Origin of the sequence: Rathayibacter sp. AY1B4 (assembly GCF_002932815.1) — a bacterium.
Taxonomy (GTDB): domain Bacteria; phylum Actinomycetota; class Actinomycetes; order Actinomycetales; family Microbacteriaceae; genus Rathayibacter.
On record NZ_PSWN01000003.1, the window covers coordinates 38,110 to 56,761 of the forward strand.

Here is an 18,652-nt window from a genome sequence, read left to right on the forward strand (position 1 = left end):
CGCGGCGGCGATGGCGACGAGCGGAGCCGTCGCGCGCGTGCTCCTGGACTCGCCCCTCCCGCAGCTCGACCGGCTCCTGGACTACGCGGTGCCGGAGGCGCTGCGCGGCGAGGTGGTCCCCGGCGTGCGCGTGCGGGTGCCGTTGCGGACCGGAGGCCGGATCGCCGACGCGTTCGTCGTCGAGACGGGGGAGGGGACCGAGCACGCCGGAGCGCTCAGCGGCATCGAGGAGCTGGTCTCGCCGCTCGTCGTGCTGACCCCGGAGGTCTGGGCCCTCGCCCGCCGGGTGGCCGACCGCGCCTCCGGAGGCGCGAGCGACGTGCTGCGCCTGGCCGTGCCGCGCCGCCACGTCCGCGTCGAGAAGGCGCGACTCGCCGCGGGTCCCGCTCCTGCGGCGCCCGCGGTCGAGGCGGGCGGCGTGACGGGCTACCCCGACGCCTCCTTCGCGGGACTCGCCGAGGGGGCCCGGCTGGCGGTCGGCGCCGTGCCCGCTCCGGTGAGGCTCGACTCGGGCGCGTGGGTCGGCGGCTGGGCCGTCACGCTCGCCGAGCTCGCCCGGGACACGCTCGCCGCGGGCCGCGACGCGATCCTGGCCGTCCCCGACTACCGCGACCAGGAGCAGCTGGAGCTGGCCCTCGCCGCCCTCGTCCCCGCGGAGGCGGTGGTGCGCCTCGATGCGCGGCAGAAGGGTGCCGAGCGCTACTCCGCCTTCGTCCGCTGCCTCGATCCCGGGCCGCGGGTCGTCGTCGGCAACCGCTCCGTCCTCTACGCGCCCTCCTCCGCCCTCGGCCTGATCGGGCTCTGGGACGACGGCGATCCGCTCTTCGCCGAGCCGCTCGCGCCCTACGCGCACGCCCGCGACGTCGCCCTGGTGCGGCAGGAGCAGAGCGGCGCCGGCCTCGTCCTGCTCGGCAACACGCGCACGGTCGAGGTCGAGCGGCTCGTCGAGATCGGCTTCGCGACCGAGGTGGAGCCGCGGCCGAGCCGCCGCCCGCACGTCGTGCCGACCGCGCAGCAGTGGGCGGCCGACGAGCACGACGCGGCAGCGCGCATCCCCTCCTCCGCCTGGCGGGAGGCGCGGAAAGCCCTCGACTCCGGTCCCGTGCTCGTCCAGGTCGCGCGCCCCGGCTACGCGCCGGTGGTCGCCTGCGCCCGCTGCCGGACCGTCGCACGCTGCAACCGCTGCCAGGGTCCGCTCGGCGTGCACTCCGAGGGCGGGCGGCCGAGCTGCGGCTGGTGCGGCCTGATCGCGGCCGACTGGACCTGCTCCGTCTGCGAGGCGACGGCTCTGCGCCTCGTCTCCCTCGGCGCGGGCCGCACCGCGGAGGAGCTCGGACGCGCCTTCCCGGGTGCCAAGGTGATCGTCGCCGACGGGCAGCGCCCCGTGCTCACCCTCCCCGACGAGCCCGCGCTCGTCGTGGCCACGCGCGGGGCGGAGCCGCGGGCCGACGGCGGCTACCACGCCGTCCTGCTGCTGGACGGCGAGCGGATGCTGGCCCGCGAGAGCCTGCGGGTCGCCGACGATGCGCTCCGCACCTGGTCGAACGCCGCGGCGCTGGCCCGCCCGGGCGCGCCGGTCCTCCTGGTCGGGGTCGGCGGCCGGCTCGCGACCGCCCTGGCGACCTGGCGGCAGGCCGAGTACCTCCGGGCCGAGCTCCAGGAGCGGCGCGCTCTGCGCTTCCCGCCCGCGGTGCGCCTGGCCACGGTGAGCGGCGACGCGCACGCGGTGGAGGAGGCGCTCGACGCGCTCGACGAGGACGACCGGCACGAGGTCCTCGGTCCTGTCGGGCTCGAGGACGGCTCCGTCCGGGCGATCGTCCGGTTCGACTACGCTCGCGGTGCGGATGTGGCCGCGCGCCTCCGCTCCGCCGTGATCCGCAACGCCACGCGCCGTCGTCGCCCGCCGACCACGCCCGGCCGCTTCCGGCCGGCCCCCCGGCTCCGGGTCCGTCTCGACGACCCCGACATCCTCTGACTCCCCAGGAGACCCCCGTGCGCCTCGTCTTCGCCGGCACGCCCGCCGCCGCCGTTCCGACCCTCCGCGACCTCGCCGCCTCCGCGCACGAGGTCGTCGCCGTGGTCACCCGGGAGGACGCCCCGGTGGGACGCAAGCGCGTGCTCACCCCCTCGCCGGTCGCCGTCGCGGCCGAGGAGCTGGGGATCCCGGTGATCCGGGCGAACCGCCTCGACGAGGACGTGACGGACCGCATCGCGGGGCTCGCCCCCGACCTCGGCGTGATCGTGGCCTACGGCGGCTTCGTCCGGCAGCGCCTGCTGGCGGTGCCGCGCCTGGGCTGGATCAACCTGCACTTCTCCCTGCTGCCGCGCTGGCGCGGGGCGGCTCCCGTCCAGCGGGCGCTGATGGCGGGCGACACGCGGATCGGCGCGAGCGTCTTCCAGCTGGTCGCCGAGCTCGACGCCGGTGACGTGTACGCCGAGCTCGCCGTCGACGCGGGGGAGCGCACCGCGGGCGAGCTGCTGACGGAGCTGGCCGGGAGCGGCGCCGGCCTCACCCTCGGCGTGGTCGACGCGCTGGAGGAGGGCACGGCCGTCGCGACTCCGCAGGCCGGAGAGGCGACCCCCGCTCCCAAGCTCGACGCCGCGGACGCCCGGATCGACTGGAGCCTCCCGACCGCGCGGGTCCTCGCGCTCGTGCGCGGAACGACTCCCGAGCCCGGAGCCTCGACCGCGGTGGGCGACGCGCGCCTCAAGGTGCTCGCGGTCCGCGCGGCCGAGGGGGACCTCGCTCCCGGCGTCGTCCGCCTCGACGCGGGGCGCGCCCTCGTCGGCACCGCGGACGGAGCGGTCGAGCTGGTCACCGTCCAGCCCGCCGGCAGGACCCCGATGGCCGGCGCCGCCTGGGCCCGCGGCCTGCGCGAGAGCACGGTGCTCGCATGAGCGCCCGTCGCGAGGCCGCTCCCGCCCGCCGGGTCGCCTACGACGTCCTGCTCGCGGTGAGCGGGTCGGACGCCTACGCCAACCTGGTCCTGCCCGCGCGGATCAGCGCCGCCGGCCTCTCGCCCGCCGACGCGGGACTGGCCACCGAGCTCTGCTACGGCACTCTGCGGATGTCCGGCTACTACGACCGCGTGATCGCCCTCGCGGCCGGCCGGTCCGTCGAGAGCATCGATGCGCCCGTGCTCGACGCGCTGCGCCTGGGCGTGCACCAGCTGCTCGCGACCCGCGTGGCCCCGCACGCCGCGGTGAACGAGAGCGTCGCGCTCGTCGCGGCCGGCTCCTCGCGGGGAGCAGTGGCCTTCGCCAACGCCGTGCTGCGCGCGGTCTCGCGCTCGAGCGCCGGCGAGTGGCGCGAGCGGGTCTCCGCGGCCGCGGTCTCCGGGGACGACCGGATCGCCGCGCTGAGCTCCCACCCCGTGTGGATCGTGCGCGCCCTGCGACGGGCGCTGGCGGCGGAGGGGGCGGCCGACGAGCTCGACGCGCTGCTCGCCGCCGACAACGCGGCTCCGCGCGTGAACCTGGTGGCTCTGCCGGGCCTGGCGTCTCCCGGCGAGATCGCCGACGCCGAACCCGACCGGTTCTCGCCGGTCGGCATGACCAGCACCGGCGGCGACCCGGAGGCGTTCCCCGCGGTGCACGAGGGCCGCGTGCGCGTGCAGGACGAGGGCTCCCAGCTCGCCGCTCTGGCGCTCTCCCGGGCACGGCCGGTCCGCCCGGGCGAGCGCTGGCTCGACCTGTGCGCGGGACCGGGCGGCAAGGCGGCGCTGCTCGCGGCGGAGGCGCGCGCAGGAGGGGCGGCGCTGCTCGCCAACGAGGTGGTCCCGGGCCGCGCGGGCCTGGTGCGGCAGGCGCTGGCCGCCGTCGACCCTTCGGTCGAGGTGCGCACCGGCGACGGGCGCGACCTGGGCGACGAGCAGCCGGGATCGTTCGACCGCATCCTCCTCGACGCGCCGTGCACCGGTCTCGGTGCGCTGCGGCGGCGGCCCGAGGCGCGCTGGCGCAAGTCCGCGGCCGACGTGGAGCCGTTGGCCGCCCTCCAGGGCGAGCTGCTCGACTCCGCGGTCCGGGCTCTCGCTCCCGACGGGCTGCTGGCCTACGTGACCTGCTCGCCGCACCTCGGCGAGACCCGGCGCGTGCTCGCCCTCGCGCAGGAGCGGCACGAGCTCGAGCTCGTCGACACGCCGGCCGTGCTGCGCGCGGTGACGGCGGACCCGCTCCCGCTGCCGGACGGCCCCCTCCACGTGCAGCTCTGGCCGCACCGGCACGGCACCGACGCCATGTTCGTCCAGCTCCTCCGCCGCCGGCCCCTCGAGGCGGCGTCCGGAGACGCCTGAACCCTCCGGAGCGGGAGCGTGCTCGGCCGGGCGGACGCGGAGGACGCTCCGATCTAGGCTGGACGCATGCCCGCACGGATCAACCCCAGCATCCTCTCCGCCGACTTCGTGAACTTCGAGGCCGAGCTGCAGCGCATCGCCGGAGCCGACCTGGTGCACGTCGACGTGATGGACAACCACTTCGTGCCGAACCTCACGTTCGGGCTGACCATGGTCCAGCGCCTCCAGGACGTCTCGCCCCGGCCGCTCGACCTGCACCTGATGATCGACGACCCCGACCGGTGGGCCCCCGACTACGCCGAGACCGGCGCCTACTCCGTGACCTTCCACGCCGAGGCCGCGCGCGACGCCGTGGCACTCGCGCGGCGCCTGCGCGAGATCGGCTCTCGGGCGGGGATCGCGCTCAAGCCGGGCACGATGGTGGACGACTACCTCGACCTCCTGCCCGAGTTCGACCAGGTCCTCGTGATGACGGTCGAGCCCGGCTTCGGGGGCCAGTCCTTCATGGAGGAGACGATGCCCAAGCTGCGCACCCTCCGGAACGTGGTGGACCGCACCGGGCTCGACGTCTGGCTCCAGGTCGACGGCGGGATCGCTCCCGGCACGATCGAGATCGCAGCGGAGGCGGGAGCCGACACCTTCGTCGCGGGCTCCGCGGTCTTCGGCGCGGACGACCCGGAGGCCGCGATCGCGTCGCTGCGCGAGACGGCGACCGCTCACCTGCACCGGCACTGAGGCGGCCCGCGCCCGGCCGCCGTATAGACTTCCCCGGTGAAAACTTTCGACGACCTCTTCGCTGAGCTGGGCGAGAAGGCCGCCGCCCGTCCCGAGGGTTCGGGCACCGTCCGCGAGCTCGACGCCGGCGTGCACTTCATCGGCAAGAAGATCGTCGAGGAGGCCGCCGAGGTGTGGATGGCCGCCGAGTACGAGGGCGACGAGCGGACCGCCGAGGAGATCTCGCAGCTGCTCTACCACCTGCAGGTGCTCATGCTCGCCAAGGGACTGACGACGGCCGACGTCTACCGGCATCTGTGAGCCCCGCCCCGCTCGCCGGGGTGCGCCTCCGCTCCGCGCCGTCGCGCCCGCACGCTCCCCGAGGAGCCGTGCCGCCCCCTGAACAGCCGTCGAGTCATGAAGGACGTCCCGTGACCACCACCCCCGCCCCGGCGCTCCTGCGCGTCGCCGTCCCCAACAAGGGCTCCCTCTCGGAGACCGCCGGTCAGATGCTCGCGGAGGCCGGCTACACCGGCCGTCGCGACCCGAAGGAGCTGCACGTCGTCGACGAGCGCAACGGGGTCGAGTTCTTCTACCTGCGCCCGCGCGACATCGCCACCTACGTCGGCTCCGGCGCTCTCGACGTCGGGGTCACCGGCCGCGACCTCCTGATCGACTCCGGCTCCGAGGCGCGCGAGATCGCGAGCCTCGGCTTCGCGAACTCCACCTTCCGCTTCGCCGGGCCCGCCGGCCGCTACGACGAGCTCGCGCAGATCGACGGCCTCCGCGTGGCGACCAGCTACCCGGGCCTCGTGGGCCGCTTCCTCCGGGAGCACGGCGTCGAGGTGACGCTGATCCGCCTCGACGGCGCGGTCGAGTCCGCGATCCAGCTCGGCGTCGCCGACGTCATCGCCGATGTCGTCGAGACCGGCACCACGCTCCGCAAGGCCGGCCTCGAGATCTTCGGCCCGGTCATCCTGGACTCGACCGCCGTCCTGGTCTCCGCCGCAGGGGAGCCCGAGGGCATCCCGGTGCTGCTGCGCCGCCTGCAGGGCGTGCTGGTCGCCCGCGAGTACGTGCTGCTCGACTACGACTGCCCCGTCGCGCTCCTGGAGAGCGCCACGGCGATCGCCCCGGGCTTCGAGTCCCCGACGGTCTCGCCGTTGCACGACGCCGAGTGGGTGGCCGTCCGCGTGATGGTGCCGCGCTCGGACATGAACCAGGTGATGGACCGCCTGTACGACCTGGGCGCCCGCGCGATCCTGGTCACCTCGATCCACGCCGCGCGCCTGTAGAGGGGGAGCCGATGAGTCTCGCCGTCCGCGTCATCCCCTGCCTCGACGTCGCCGCCGGCCGCGTCGTGAAGGGCGTCAACTTCCAGAACCTGCGCGATGCGGGCGACCCCGTCGAGCTCGCCCGCCTCTACTTCGAGCAGGGCGCCGACGAGCTGACCTTCCTCGACGTCACCGCCACGGTCGACGACCGCTCGACCACCTACGACGTGGTGCGGGCGACCGCCGAGCAGGTCTTCATCCCGCTCACGGTCGGCGGAGGCGTGCGCAGCGCCGAGGACGTCTCGCGACTGCTCGCGCACGGCGCCGACAAGGTGGGCGTCAACTCCGCCGCGATCGCCCGGCCCGAGCTCCTCGGCGAGATCGCCGACGTCTTCGGCGCGCAGGTGCTCGTGCTCTCGCTCGACGTCAAGCGGAGCGACGCCACGGCGTCCGGCTTCGTCGTCACCACTCACGGCGGACGCCGCGAGACCGAGCTCGACGCCCTGGCCTGGGCGGCCGAGGCCGTCGAGCGCGGCGCCGGGGAGCTGCTGGTCAACTCCATCGACGCCGACGGCACCAAGCAGGGCTTCGACCTCGAGCTGATCGCCGCGATGCGCGAGCTGAGCTCCGTGCCGGTCATCGCCTCCGGAGGCGCCGGCGCCGTCGAGCACTTCGCTCCGGCCGTCGACGCGGGAGCCGACGCCGTGCTCGCCGCCTCCGTCTTCCACAACCGCGAGCTGACGATCGGCGACGTCAAGCGCTCGCTCGCCGCCTCCGGGATCGAGATCCGATGACCCCCGCCGAGCTCGACGCCGTCCTGGACCGCGCCGCCTTCGATCCGACCGGGCTCCTGCCCGCGATCATCCAGCAGCACGACACCCGCGAGGTGCTCATGATGGGCTGGATGGACCGCGAGGCTCTCCGGCGCACCCTCACCGAGGGCCGCGTCACCTTCTGGTCGCGCTCGCGCCAGGAGTACTGGCGCAAGGGCGACACGTCCGGGCACGCGCAGTACGTGCGGGGTGCCGCCCTCGACTGCGACGCCGACACTCTGCTGGTCCAGGTCGAGCAGATCGGCGCAGCCTGCCACACGGGCGAGCACGCCTGCTTCGACGTCGACCCCCTCGTGCCGTTCACCGGCCTCGGCCCGGCGGAGTGAGCATGAGCGGACGGCGGCTGAAGTACACGGCGATCCTCGGGGTCGTGCTCCTCGCCGCGCTCGAGCTGACCTCCTCCACTCAGACCTGGTCCACGCTGACCCTGGCCGCGATCGAGGGGGAGGGCCAGCGGATCGACGTGGCCGGGACCGTCGCCGCGCCCGCGCTCTCCGCCCTGGCGCTCGCGGGCCTCGCCCTCGCCGCGGCCCTCGCCATCGCCGGCCCCGTGTTCCGGATCGTGCTCGGTCTGCTCCAGGCCGTCCTCGGTGCCTCGGTGGTGCTCGCGGCCGCGACAGCACTGGGCGAACCCGTGCGCGCCGGCGCCTCGCTGGTCACGGAGGCGACCGCCATCGCGGGGGAGCAGTCCGTCGCGGCCCTCGTGGCCTCGTCCTCCGCGACGGCCTGGCCCGTCGTCGCCCTGGTCTGCGGCGCGCTCACGGCGCTGCTCGGGATCGGCGTCCTCGCGACCTCGCGCCGCTGGCCGGGAGCGGCGCGGAAGCGCGCCTCCCGCTTCGAGCCCGCCGACGGCTACGGCCACGGCGCGTCGACCGTGCAGACGGACGACGGCGACATCGACCCGGTCGTCTCGTGGGACGAGCTCTCGCGCGGCGACGACCCCACCTCGGGCCGCTGACACCGGCCGGGGTCGTGTCCGGCGGTCCGGCATCCCCGCCTCCTGCGGGCGGCTGCGCAGGCGAGTCCGGGGCCGGGCGCTCAGGCGCCTCACGCTAGACTGCTCTGGTCCCGATGCACCCCCAGGAGGAGACCCATGAGCACCGAGCACGACGACGACAACCACGGCCACTCGCCCGCAGCGTGGACGGCCGTCGTCATCATGCTGGTCGGATTCACGATCGGCACGATCGCGTTCTGGTTCGACGTGCCCCTGGTGGTCTGGCTCTCGGCCGGCCTGGTCGTGGTGGGTCTGCTCGTGGGAATGGGCATGGCCAAGGCGGGCTACGGCGTCAACGGCGCGAAGGCGAACCCGAAGGCGCGCGCCTAGGTGCTCGCCGACCTCACCGCCGGCGCCCTGGCCGACGCGGCCCGGCGCCGCGAGAGCGCCCCGCTCGAAGCCGTCGAGCGCCGCGCGCTCGCCCAGGCGCCCGCCCTCGACGCCCTGGCCGCTCTGGCCCCCGCCGAGCGCGTCAGGATCATCGCCGAGGTGAAGCGCGCCAGCCCGTCGCGCGGAGCCCTCGCCGACATCCCCGTCCCCGCCGAGCTGGCCGGGCAGTACGAGCTCGGGGGAGCGAGCGCGATCAGCGTCCTCACCGAGGAGCGCCGCTTCAAGGGGTCCCTCGCGGACCTCGAGGCGGTCCGCGAGCGCGTGTCGATCCCCGTCCTGCGCAAGGACTTCGTCGCCGAGCCGTACCAGGTCCTCGAGGCCCGCGCGGCCGGAGCCGACCTGGTCCTCCTCATCGTCGCCGCGCTCGAGCAGCCCCTGCTCGCCGCGCTGCACGCCCTCGTGCTCGAGCTGGGGATGACCCCGCTCGTCGAGACGCACTCGGCCGACGAGCTCGAGCGGGCCGCCGACCTCGGCGCGCGGCTCATCGGCGTGAACGCCCGCGACCTCTCCACCTTCCAGCTCGACCGCGACCTCTTCGGCCGCCTCTCCGAGCGCTTCCCCGACGACGCGGTGAAGGTGGCCGAGTCGGCCGTCCTCACCGCCGACGACGTCGCGCACTACCGCGGCTCCGGAGCCGACGTCGTCCTCGTGGGCGAGGCTCTCGTCACCGGCGGCGACCCCGTCTCCACCCTCGCCGGCTTCCTGGCGCACTGACCACTCCGATAGGCGGTACCCCCATGGCACTCCGGGATGAACTCGGCCCCTACTTCGGCGAGTTCGGCGGACGCTACGTCCCCGAGTCCCTCGTCGAGGCCCTCGACGAGCTGAGCGCCGAGTACGAGCGCACGAAGGTCGACCCCGCGTTCGCGGCCGAGCTGATGGAGCTGCACCGCAGCTACACCGGCCGTCCGTCGATCATCACCGAGGTGCCGCGGTTCGCCGAGCACGCCGGCGGAGCGCGGATCATCCTCAAGCGCGAGGACCTCAACCACACCGGCTCGCACAAGATCAACAACGTGCTGGGCCAGGCGCTGCTCACCAAGCGGATCGGCAAGACCCGCGTCATCGCCGAGACGGGAGCGGGCCAGCACGGCGTCGCGACCGCCACGGCCGCCGCCCTGTTCGGCCTCGACTGCGTGGTCTACATGGGCGAGGTCGACACCGAGCGCCAGGCCCTCAACGTCGCCCGCATGCGCCTGCTCGGCGCCGAGGTGATCCCCGTGACGACCGGCTCGCGCACCCTCAAGGACGCGATCAACGACGCGATGCGCGACTGGGTGACGAACGTGGGCACCACGAACTACATCTTCGGCACCGTCGCGGGCCCGCACCCGTTCCCGGCCCTCGTCCGCGACTTCCAGAAGATCATCGGCGAGGAGGCGCGCGAGCAGGTCCTCGAGCTCACCGGCTCGCTGCCCACCGCGGTCACCGCCTGCGTCGGCGGCGGCTCCAACGCGATGGGGATCTTCCACGCCTTCCTCGACGACCCCGAGGTCCGCCTCGTCGGCTTCGAGGCCGGCGGCGACGGGATCGAGACCCCCCGCCACGCGGCGACCATCAGCAAGGGCCGCCCCGGCGTCCTGCACGGCGCCCGCAGCTTCCTCCTCCAGGACGAGGACGGCCAGACCGTCGAGTCGCACTCGATCTCGGCCGGCCTCGACTACCCGGGCATCGGCCCGGAGCACGCATGGCTCTCGAGCATCGGCCGCGCCGACTACCGCGCGGTCACCGACTCGGCCGCGATGGACGCGCTCATGCTGCTCAGCCGCACCGAGGGGATCATCCCGGCGATCGAGTCCGCGCACGCGCTGGCCGGCACGCTGGAGCTCGGGCGCGAGCTCGGCCCCGAGGCCACCATCCTGGTCAACCTCTCGGGCCGCGGCGACAAGGACATGACGACCGCTGCGCACTACTTCGGCCTCATGGACCAGGGCGCGGTGCAGTCGTGAGCGGCCGCGGACCGAGCGTCGCCGAGACCGTCCGGCGCCGGAACGAGGAGGCGGCGGGCGCCCTGATCGGCTACCTCCCCGTCGGGTTCCCCGACCTGCCGACCAGCATCGACGCCGCCGTGGCCATGGCGGAGAACGGCGTCGACGCGATCGAGCTCGGTCTGCCCTACTCCGATCCGGTGATGGACGGACCCGTCATCCAGGAGGCGACCCAGGCCGCCATCGCGGGCGGCTTCCGCCTCCGCCACGGCTTCGAGGCCGTCCGCGAGATCCGGGCGCGCGTCGACGTGCCGGTCCTGGTGATGACCTACTACAACCCCGTCCTGCAGTACGGGGTCGAGCGCTTCGCGACCGATCTGGCCGAGGCCGGCGGGTCCGGCCTCATCACGCCCGACCTGATCCCGGACGAGGGCGCCGAGTGGCTCGCCGTCTCCGAGCGGCTCGGACTCGACCGCGTGTTCCTCGCGGCGCCGTCCTCGACGGACACGCGTCTGCGCCAGGCCGTCGACTCGAGCCGTGGATTCGTCTACGCGGTCTCGACGATGGGCATCACCGGCGCGCGCACCGACGTCGACTCCGCGGCCCGCACCCTGGTCGACCGCCTCCGCGCCGCCGGCTCCGAGAGCGCGTGCGTCGGCCTGGGCATCTCGACCGGCGAGCAGGTCGCCGAGATCCTCGCCTACGCGGACGGCGCCATCGTCGGATCCGCCCTGGTGCGGGCGCTGGCGTCCGGCGGGGTCGACGCGGTCGCCGAGACCTCCCGCGGCCTCGCCGAGGGCACCCGCCTGCGCTCCGCGCGCTGACACCCTCCCGCTACAATCGGGATGCCCACCGGGGCGCGGCCGAGCCGCGCCCGGGGGACCCCCTCCTTCGAAAGGTCGAGTACCGGTGTCCGTACCGCTGAGCATTCCGAGCCCCCCCGACGCGTGGAGTCAGTACGACCTCACGATCGGCACCTTCACGCTCGCGATCCACACCTACGCGCTCTGCATCCTCGCGGGGATCATCGTGGCGACGATCATGACGAACCAGCGCCTCAAGCGCCGCGGCGCGGAGCCGTGGGTCGTGCTCGACATCATCATCTGGGCGGTGCCGCTCGGCATCGTCGGCGCCCGCGCCTACCACGTGCTCACCCATCCCGGCGACTACTTCTACGACGGCGCCGACCCGTGGGAGGTCGTCCGCATCTGGAACGGCGGCAACGCCATCTTCGGCGGGCTGATCGGAGGCGCGGTCGGCGCGTTCATCGGCTGCCGCTGGACAGGAGTGCGGTTCTGGACCTTCGCCGACGCCCTCGCCCCCGGCATGCTCGCCGCGCAGGCGCTCGGGCGCCTGGGCAACTGGTTCAACCACGAGCTCTTCGGCCTGCCCACGACCCTGCCCTGGGGCCTCGAGATCGAGACCACCAACCCGGCCTTCCCCGTCGGCCTCCCGGCGGGCACGCTCTTCCACCCGACCTTCCTCTACGAGATCCTCTGGAACGTCGTCGGCATCGCGGTCATCCTCCTGCTCGAGCGCCGTCTCAAGCTGCAGTGGGGCACCGTCTTCGCCGCCTACCTGATCTGGTACGGGATCGGCCGCGTCTGGTTCGAGTCCATCCGGATCGACCCGAGCGAGTTCTTCTGGGGCATCCGCACCAACGTCTGGGCCGCGCTCATCGCCGTGGTCATCGGCCTGGTCCTCGTGGTGATCCAGAAGCGCGAGCACCCGGGCGCCGAGCCCTCGGCCTACCGGCCGGGTCGCGAGTGGACGCCCGCCCCGGCTGCGGTAGAATTCGAGGACGTCGAGTCCGACTCCGACGACACCACCACCCCTGCTTCCGGCACCGACGCCGAGAAGCCGACGGTCTCCCGCACCTGACGGAGGTCGCGGAGCCTCCGCGACCGCCTCCCGGGTGCCCGACACCTCCACGACCGCCCCATCGCGGCGCAGCCACGAGCGCTGCCGCGGGCGGGTCGTCGTGCAGGCACCGCCGACGGCGCGCGACGCTCGCGCCACGGCAGAACCCTGCGGCCCTCCCGATCGGGGAGCCGCTCCTCCTCCACCACCGCGGGCCAGCGACGTCCCGATCAGCCATCACCCCCGTGAGGACGGTTCCCATGGCCTCCGCCCAGCCCTCGACCCCGGCCCGCGCCGTGCCCTTCCTGGGCATGCCGCCGGCGCAGGGGATGTACGATCCGGCCGCCGAGAAGGACGCGTGCGGTCTCGCGATGGTCGCCACCATGCGCGGCACCGCCGGCCACGACATCATCGACGCCGCGCTGAACGCGCTGCGCAACCTCGAGCACCGCGGCGCCGTCGGCTCCGACGCGGGAACGGGCGACGGCGCGGGGATCATCACGCAGATCCCGGACGAGTTCCTCCGCGCGGTCGCTCCCTTCGAGCTCCCGCCGCTGGGCCAGTACGCGGTGGGCAACGCCTTCCTCCCGGTGGACGTGTTCGAGCGCGAGCGGGTCAAGTCGACGATCGCCGACATCGCCCGCGAGGAGAACCTCGCCGTGGTCGGCTGGCGCTCCGTGCCCGTGCAGCCCGACGAGATCGGCACGCTCGCCCGGGCCGCCATGCCGGCGATCGAGCAGCTGTTCATCCGGAGCGAGCTGACCGACGAGAGCGGCACGCCCCTCTCCTCCGTGCGCCTCGACCGCCTGACCTTCCGCCTGCGCAAGCGCGTCGAGCGCGAGCTCGAGGTCTACTTCATGTCGCTCTCGAGCCGGACGCTCGTCTACAAGGGCATGGTGACGACGCTCCAGCTGGAGCCGTTCTACCCGGACCTGTCCGACGAGCGCTTCGCGTCGAAGCTCGCGCTGGTGCACTCCCGGTACTCCACCAACACCTTCCCGTCGTGGCCGCTCGCTCAGCCGTTCCGGATGATCGCGCACAACGGCGAGATCAACACGGTGCAGGGCAACCGCAACTGGATGCGCGCACGCCAGTCGCAGCTGAAGAGCCGCGAGCTGGGCGACCTGGCCCCGCTGTTCCCGATCGTCTCGCCCGGCCGCAGCGACTCCGCCTCGTTCGACGAGACCGTCGAGCTGCTCAACCTGGCCGGCCGGTCGCTCCCGCACGCGGTCATGATGATGGTGCCGGAGGCCTGGGAGAACCAGGACGGCGCGCTCGACCCGAAGCGCCGCGCGTTCTACGAGTACCACTCGATGCTCATGGAGCCGTGGGACGGCCCGGCCGCGATCGTCTTCACCGACGGCGAGCTCGTCGGCGCCACCCTCGACCGCAACGGGCTCCGCCCCGGCCGCTACGTCGTCACCGACGACGGGCTCGTGGTGCTCGCCAGCGAGATCGGCGTGCTCGACATCGATCCCGCGAAGGTGGTCCGCAAGGGACGCCTGCAGCCCGGCCGCATGTTCCTGGTCGACACCGAGCAGGGCCGCATCGTCGAGGACGAGGAGATCAAGGGGCAGCTCGCCGCCTCCGGTCCGTTCGAGGAGTGGCTCGAGAAGGGCCGCATCAACCTCAAGGACCTCCCCGAGCGCGAGCACATCGTGCACACGCCCGCCTCGGTCAACCGCCGCCAGCGCACCTTCGGCTACACCGAGGAGGAGGTCCGCCTCCTCCTGCTGCCGATGGCGCGCGCCGGTGCGGAGCCGCTCGGAGCGATGGGCTCGGACACCCCCGTGGCCGTCCTGTCCAAGCGCCCCCGCCTGCTCTTCGACTACTTCACGCAGGCCTTCGCGCAGGTGACGAACCCGCCGCTGGACTCGATCCGCGAGGAGGTCGTGACCTCGCTCCGCCTGGGCCTCGGCCCCGAGCGCAACCTGCTGACCGCCGGTGCCGAGCATGCGCGCCAGGTCGTCCTCGACTTCCCGGTCATCGACAACGACGAGCTCGCGAAGATCCAGCACATCGCGCCGCGCCCGCTGAGCCACATCACCACGACGATCCGCGGCCTGTACCGCGTCGACGCGGGACCCCGCGCGATGCAGGACCGCATCGACGAGATGTGCGACGAGGCCGACGAGGCCATCGCCGCGGGAGCGCAGTTCCTGGTGCTCTCGGACCGCGACTCCACCAAGGACCTCGCGCCGATCCCGTCGCTGCTGATGCTCGCCGCCGTGCACCACCACCTCATCCGCACCGAGAACCGGATGCGAGTGGGGCTCGTGGTCGAGGCGGGCGACGTCCGCGAGGTGCACCACGTGGCGACGCTCATCGGCTACGGCGCCTCCGCGGTCAACCCGTACCTGGCGATGGAGACCTGCGAGGACCTCGTCCGCAGCGGCATGCTGTCGGACGTCTCGCCGGAGAAGGCCGTGAAGAACGTGATCAAGGCGCTCGGCAAGGGCGTGCTGAAGATCATGTCCAAGATGGGCATCTCCACCGTGTCGAGCTACGCCGGGGCGCAGACCTTCGAGGCCGTCGGCCTCAGCCAGGCGTTCGTCGACCAGTACTTCACCGGCACCGTCTCGAAGCTCGGCGGCATCGGCATCGACGTCGTCGCCGAGGAGAACGCCGCGCGTCACCGCGCCGCGTACCCCGAGGACGGCGCGATCGTCGCGCATGAGCGCCTGGCGGTCGGCGGCGAGTACCAGTGGCGCCGCGACGGCGCCCCGCACCTGTTCAACCCGGACACGGTGTTCCGCCTGCAGCACTCGACGCGCAACCGCCGCTACGACGTCTTCCGCGAGTACACGAAGATGGTCGACGACCAGGCGAGCTCGCTGATGACCCTCCGCGGCATGTTCAAGCTCGACACCGCGGGGCGCACGCCGATCCCGATCGACGAGGTCGAGCCGGTCGAGGCGATCGTGAAGCGCTTCTCGACGGGCGCGATGAGCTACGGCTCCATCTCGCCGGAGGCGCACGAGACGCTCGCCATCGCGATGAACCGCCTCGGCGCCAAGTCGAACACGGGCGAGGGCGGCGAGGACACCGAGCGGCTGCTCGACCCGGAGCGCCGCTCCGCGATCAAGCAGGTCGCCTCGGGCCGCTTCGGCGTCACGAGCATGTACCTCACCCACGCCGACGACATCCAGATCAAGCTCGCTCAGGGCGCCAAGCCCGGCGAGGGCGGTCAGCTGCCGCCGACGAAGGTGTACCCGTGGATCGCGCGCACCCGGCACGCGACCGCCGGCGTCGGCCTGATCTCGCCGCCGCCGCACCACGACATCTACTCGATCGAGGACCTCAAGCAGCTGATCTTCGACCTCAAGCGGGCGAACCCGTCGGCGCGCATCCACGCGAAGCTGGTCAGCCAGTCGGGCATCGGAGCGGTCGCCGCCGGCACCGCGAAGGCCCTCGCCGACGTGATCCTCGTCTCGGGTCACGACGGCGGCACCGGCGCGAGCCCGGTGAACTCGCTCAAGCACGCGGGCACGCCCTGGGAGCTCGGCCTGGCCGAGACCCAGCAGACGCTGATGCTCAACGGCATGCGCGACCGTGTGGTCGTGCAGGTCGACGGCCAGATGAAGACCGGTCGCGACGTCGTCATCGGCGCGCTGCTCGGAGCCGAGGAGTTCGGCTTCGCGACGGCTCCGCTGATCGTCGAGGGCTGCATCATGATGCGCGTCTGCCACCTCGACACCTGCCCGGTGGGCGTCGCGACGCAGAACCCGGAGCTGCGCCAGCGGTTCTCCGGCAAGCCCGAGTTCGTCGTCAACTTCTTCGAGTTCATCGCCCAGGAGGTGCGCGAGTACCTCGCGCAACTCGGCTTCCGGAGCGTCGACGAGATCGTCGGCCACCGCGAGCTGCTCGACGTCGACCAGGCGATCGAGCACTGGAAGGCGAGCGGGCTCGACCTGACGCCGATCCTCGTCGGACCGGTCTTCACGGCGGAGGAGCCGCGCCGCCACGGCCGCGCGCAGGAGCACGAGCTCGAGCACCACTTCGACAACGAGCTGATCCGCCTCGCGGCGAACGTGCTCGACCACCGCGGCACCGTGCGGATCGAGCGCGAGATCAAGAACACCGAGCGCGCCGTCGGCACCATGCTGGGCCACGAGGTCACCGTCCGATTCGGCGAGAACGGCCTGCCGGCCGACTCCATCGTCGTGTCGCTCCGCGGCTCGGCCGGGCAGTCGCTCGGAGCGTTCCTTCCCGCCGGCATCACGCTGCGGCTCGAGGGCGACTCCAACGACTACGTCGGCAAGGGCCTCTCGGGCGGCCAGATCGTGGTGCGGCCGGACCGCCGCAGCACCTTCGACGCCTCGACGAACGTGATCGCGGGCAATGTGATCGGCTACGGGGCGACCCAGGGCACGATGTTCATCCGCGGGATGGTCGGCGAGCGCTTCCTGGTCCGCAACTCCGGCGCCACCGCGGTGGTCGAGGGAGTGGGCGACCACGCGCTCGAGTACATGACCGGCGGCCTGGCGGTGATCCTCGGCGAGACCGGGCGGAACCTCGGCGCCGGCATGTCGGGCGGCACGGCCTACATCCACGGCCTGCGCAGCGAGCTCGTGAACCGCGACGCGATCGCCTCCGGCGAGCTGACCCTCTCCGAGCTCGGCAGCGCCGACGTGGAGATCCTGCGCGACCTGCTCGAGCGGCACGTCGCGGAGACCGAGTCGACCCTGGCCCAGGGGATGCTCGACGATTTCGACGGAACGGTCTCGCGTTTCGTCAAGGTACTGCCCCGCGACTTCGCCGCGGTGCTCGCGACGCGCGCATCCGCTGTGGAGGAGGGGCTCGACCCCGACGGCGACGTCGTCTGGGGACGGATTCTGGAGGTGACCGGTGGCTGATCCCAAGGGGTTCCTGAAGGTGCAGGACCGGGAGCTGCCCAAGCGGCGTCCCGTGTCCGTCCGCCTGATGGACTGGAAAGAGGTCTACGAGCAGGGCGACTCCGCCGTGCTGCGCCGGCAGGCGGGCCGCTGCATGGACTGCGGCATCCCGTTCTGCCACAAGGGCTGCCCGCTGGGGAACCTGATCCCCGAGTGGAACGACCTGATGTGGCGCGGCGAGGGCCGCCAGGCGATCGAGCGCCTGCACGCGACGAACAACTTCCCGGAGTTCACGGGCCGGCTCTGCCCGGCGCCGTGCGAGTCGTCCTGCGTGCTCGGCATCAATCAGCCCGCCGTCACGATCAAGCAGATCGAGGTCTCGATCATCGATCAGGCCTTCGGCAACGACTGGGTGCAGCCGCACCCGCCGGAGCGCCTGACCGGCAAGACCGTCGCGGTCGTCGGATCCGGCCCGGCGGGGCTCGCCGCCGCTCAGCAGCTCACCCGCGCCGGGCACACCGTCGCGGTCTACGAGCGCGACGACCGCATCGGCGGCCTCCTGCGCTACGGGATCCCGGACTTCAAGATGGAGAAGAAGCACCTCGAGCTCCGCCTGAACCAGATGAAGGCCGAGGGCACCCGGTTCCGCGCGGGCGTCGACATCGGCTCCGACATCACCTGGGACGACCTGCGGGCGCGCTACGACGCGGTCGTGGTCGCCACCGGTGCTCTCGTGCCGCGAGACCTGCCGATCCCGGGTCGCGACCTCGACGGCGTGCACTTCGCCATGGAGTACCTCGTGCAGTCGAACCGCGCGATCGCGGGCGACCGCGTCTTCGAGCAGATCTCGGCCGAGGGCAAGCACGTCGTCGTCCTGGGCGGAGGCGACACCGGAGCGGACTGCATCGGCACCGCCCATCGCCAGAAGGCCGCGTCGGTCACGAACCTGGCGATCGGGCAGCAGCCGCCGTCGCAGCGCCCGGACAGCCAGCCCTGGCCGATGGACCCGACCGTGTTCGAGGTCTCGAGCGCCCACGAGGAGGGCGGGGAGCGGATGTTCCTCGCGTCGACCGTGGAGTTCCTCGCGAACGAGGGCGGCGAGGTCCGCGCGGTGCGCGTGGCCGAGACCGAGTACCTCGACGGGCGCCGCGTCCCCAAGGCGGGCACCGAGCGCGAGATCCCGGCCGACCTGGTCCTGCTCGCCCTCGGCTTCACCGGCCCGGAGGCGGACCACCTCGGCCGCCAGCTCGACGTCCCCTTCACCGAGCGCGGCAACGTCGCGCGCGGCGACGCCTTCGAGACGACCGTCCCCGGCGTCTTCGTGGCCGGCGACGCCGGGCGCGGCCAGTCCCTGATCGTCTGGGCGATCGCCGAGGGCCGCTCCGTCGCGGCCGAGGTCGACCGCTACCTCGAGGGCACGACCCAGCTGCCGGCGCCGGTCGGCCCCGACGACCGGGGCTTCACGCTCTAGTCCCCGGGACGCGATAGTCTCGGCCCGCCAGCAATCAGCTCACCCTCCCCGCTAACGA

At 73.2% G+C, this 18,652-nt stretch carries 16 protein-coding genes; all 16 read left to right on the top strand.

Going from position 1 to position 18,652, the window contains the following annotated elements:
• The first annotated feature begins 10 nt into the window (after positions 1-10).
• The 16 genes from C5D66_RS02485 (at position 11) to C5D66_RS02555 (ending at position 18,594) form a co-directional block, all read left to right on the top strand.
• Positions 11-1,975 carry a hypothetical protein gene (locus C5D66_RS02485; RefSeq protein WP_104255379.1) on the top strand — a complete coding sequence of 655 codons (1,965 nt, stop codon included), beginning with the start codon at positions 11-13 and terminating at the stop codon, positions 1,973-1,975.
• A gap of 17 nt (positions 1,976-1,992) precedes the next feature.
• A complete protein-coding gene (locus C5D66_RS02490) occupies positions 1,993-2,898 on the top strand; it encodes a methionyl-tRNA formyltransferase (RefSeq protein ID WP_104255378.1) in 906 nt (301 codons plus the stop codon).
• The gene (locus C5D66_RS02495; protein WP_104255377.1) at positions 2,895-4,292 is read left to right on the top strand and encodes an RsmB/NOP family class I SAM-dependent RNA methyltransferase; all 1,398 of its coding nucleotides are present in this window, start codon (positions 2,895-2,897) and stop codon (positions 4,290-4,292) included. Before C5D66_RS02490 ends, C5D66_RS02495 begins: the two co-directional genes overlap by 4 nt.
• 66 nt (positions 4,293-4,358) lie before the next feature.
• Positions 4,359-5,027: a ribulose-phosphate 3-epimerase gene (gene rpe, locus C5D66_RS02500; protein ID WP_104232661.1), complete on the top strand. Its 669-nt coding sequence runs from the start codon at positions 4,359-4,361 to the stop codon at positions 5,025-5,027.
• 36 nt (positions 5,028-5,063) lie between these two features.
• Positions 5,064-5,327: a phosphoribosyl-ATP diphosphatase gene (locus C5D66_RS02505; protein WP_055791842.1), complete on the top strand. Its 264-nt coding sequence runs from the start codon at positions 5,064-5,066 to the stop codon at positions 5,325-5,327.
• Positions 5,328-5,437: 110 nt separating this feature from the next.
• Complete coding sequence (gene hisG / locus C5D66_RS02510; RefSeq protein ID WP_104221851.1) at positions 5,438-6,301, top strand: ATP phosphoribosyltransferase; 864 nt, start codon at positions 5,438-5,440, stop codon at positions 6,299-6,301.
• Positions 6,302-6,312: 11 nt separating this feature from the next.
• A complete protein-coding gene (gene hisF, locus C5D66_RS02515; RefSeq protein WP_104246786.1) occupies positions 6,313-7,074 on the top strand; it encodes an imidazole glycerol phosphate synthase subunit HisF in 762 nt (253 codons plus the stop codon).
• Complete coding sequence (gene hisI / locus C5D66_RS02520) at positions 7,071-7,439, top strand: phosphoribosyl-AMP cyclohydrolase (protein ID WP_104221855.1); 369 nt, start codon at positions 7,071-7,073, stop codon at positions 7,437-7,439. Before hisF ends, hisI begins: the two co-directional genes overlap by 4 nt.
• 2 nt (positions 7,440-7,441) lie before the next feature.
• Positions 7,442-8,071 (top strand): Trp biosynthesis-associated membrane protein, encoded by a 630-nt coding sequence (locus C5D66_RS02525; protein ID WP_104255376.1) that lies wholly within the window; start codon positions 7,442-7,444, stop codon positions 8,069-8,071.
• A 135-nt stretch (positions 8,072-8,206) separates the two neighbouring features.
• On the top strand, positions 8,207-8,440 hold the full coding sequence (locus C5D66_RS02530) for a DUF6704 family protein (RefSeq protein ID WP_104221860.1): 234 nt from the start codon (positions 8,207-8,209) through the stop codon (positions 8,438-8,440).
• Complete coding sequence (trpC, locus tag C5D66_RS02535) at positions 8,441-9,214, top strand: indole-3-glycerol phosphate synthase TrpC (protein WP_104255375.1); 774 nt, start codon at positions 8,441-8,443, stop codon at positions 9,212-9,214. It abuts the gene before it with no gap.
• A 23-nt stretch (positions 9,215-9,237) separates the two neighbouring features.
• Positions 9,238-10,449, top strand: coding sequence for a tryptophan synthase subunit beta (gene trpB / locus C5D66_RS17340; RefSeq protein WP_104225310.1), 1,212 nt, complete (start codon positions 9,238-9,240; stop codon positions 10,447-10,449).
• On the top strand, positions 10,446-11,252 hold the full coding sequence (gene trpA / locus C5D66_RS02540) for a tryptophan synthase subunit alpha (RefSeq protein WP_104232657.1): 807 nt from the start codon (positions 10,446-10,448) through the stop codon (positions 11,250-11,252). The genes trpB and trpA overlap by 4 nt, the downstream gene beginning before the upstream one ends.
• A gap of 85 nt (positions 11,253-11,337) precedes the next feature.
• Positions 11,338-12,309: a prolipoprotein diacylglyceryl transferase gene (gene lgt / locus C5D66_RS02545; protein WP_258059820.1), complete on the top strand. Its 972-nt coding sequence runs from the start codon at positions 11,338-11,340 to the stop codon at positions 12,307-12,309.
• Between the two features lie 239 nt (positions 12,310-12,548).
• Positions 12,549-17,144, top strand: a complete 4,596-nt coding sequence (gene gltB / locus C5D66_RS02550; RefSeq protein WP_104274197.1) for a glutamate synthase large subunit — start codon at positions 12,549-12,551, stop codon at positions 17,142-17,144.
• Positions 17,137-18,594: a glutamate synthase subunit beta gene (locus tag C5D66_RS02555; RefSeq protein ID WP_104232655.1), complete on the top strand. Its 1,458-nt coding sequence runs from the start codon at positions 17,137-17,139 to the stop codon at positions 18,592-18,594. The genes gltB and C5D66_RS02555 overlap by 8 nt, the downstream gene beginning before the upstream one ends.
• Positions 18,595-18,652: the final 58 nt, after the last annotated feature.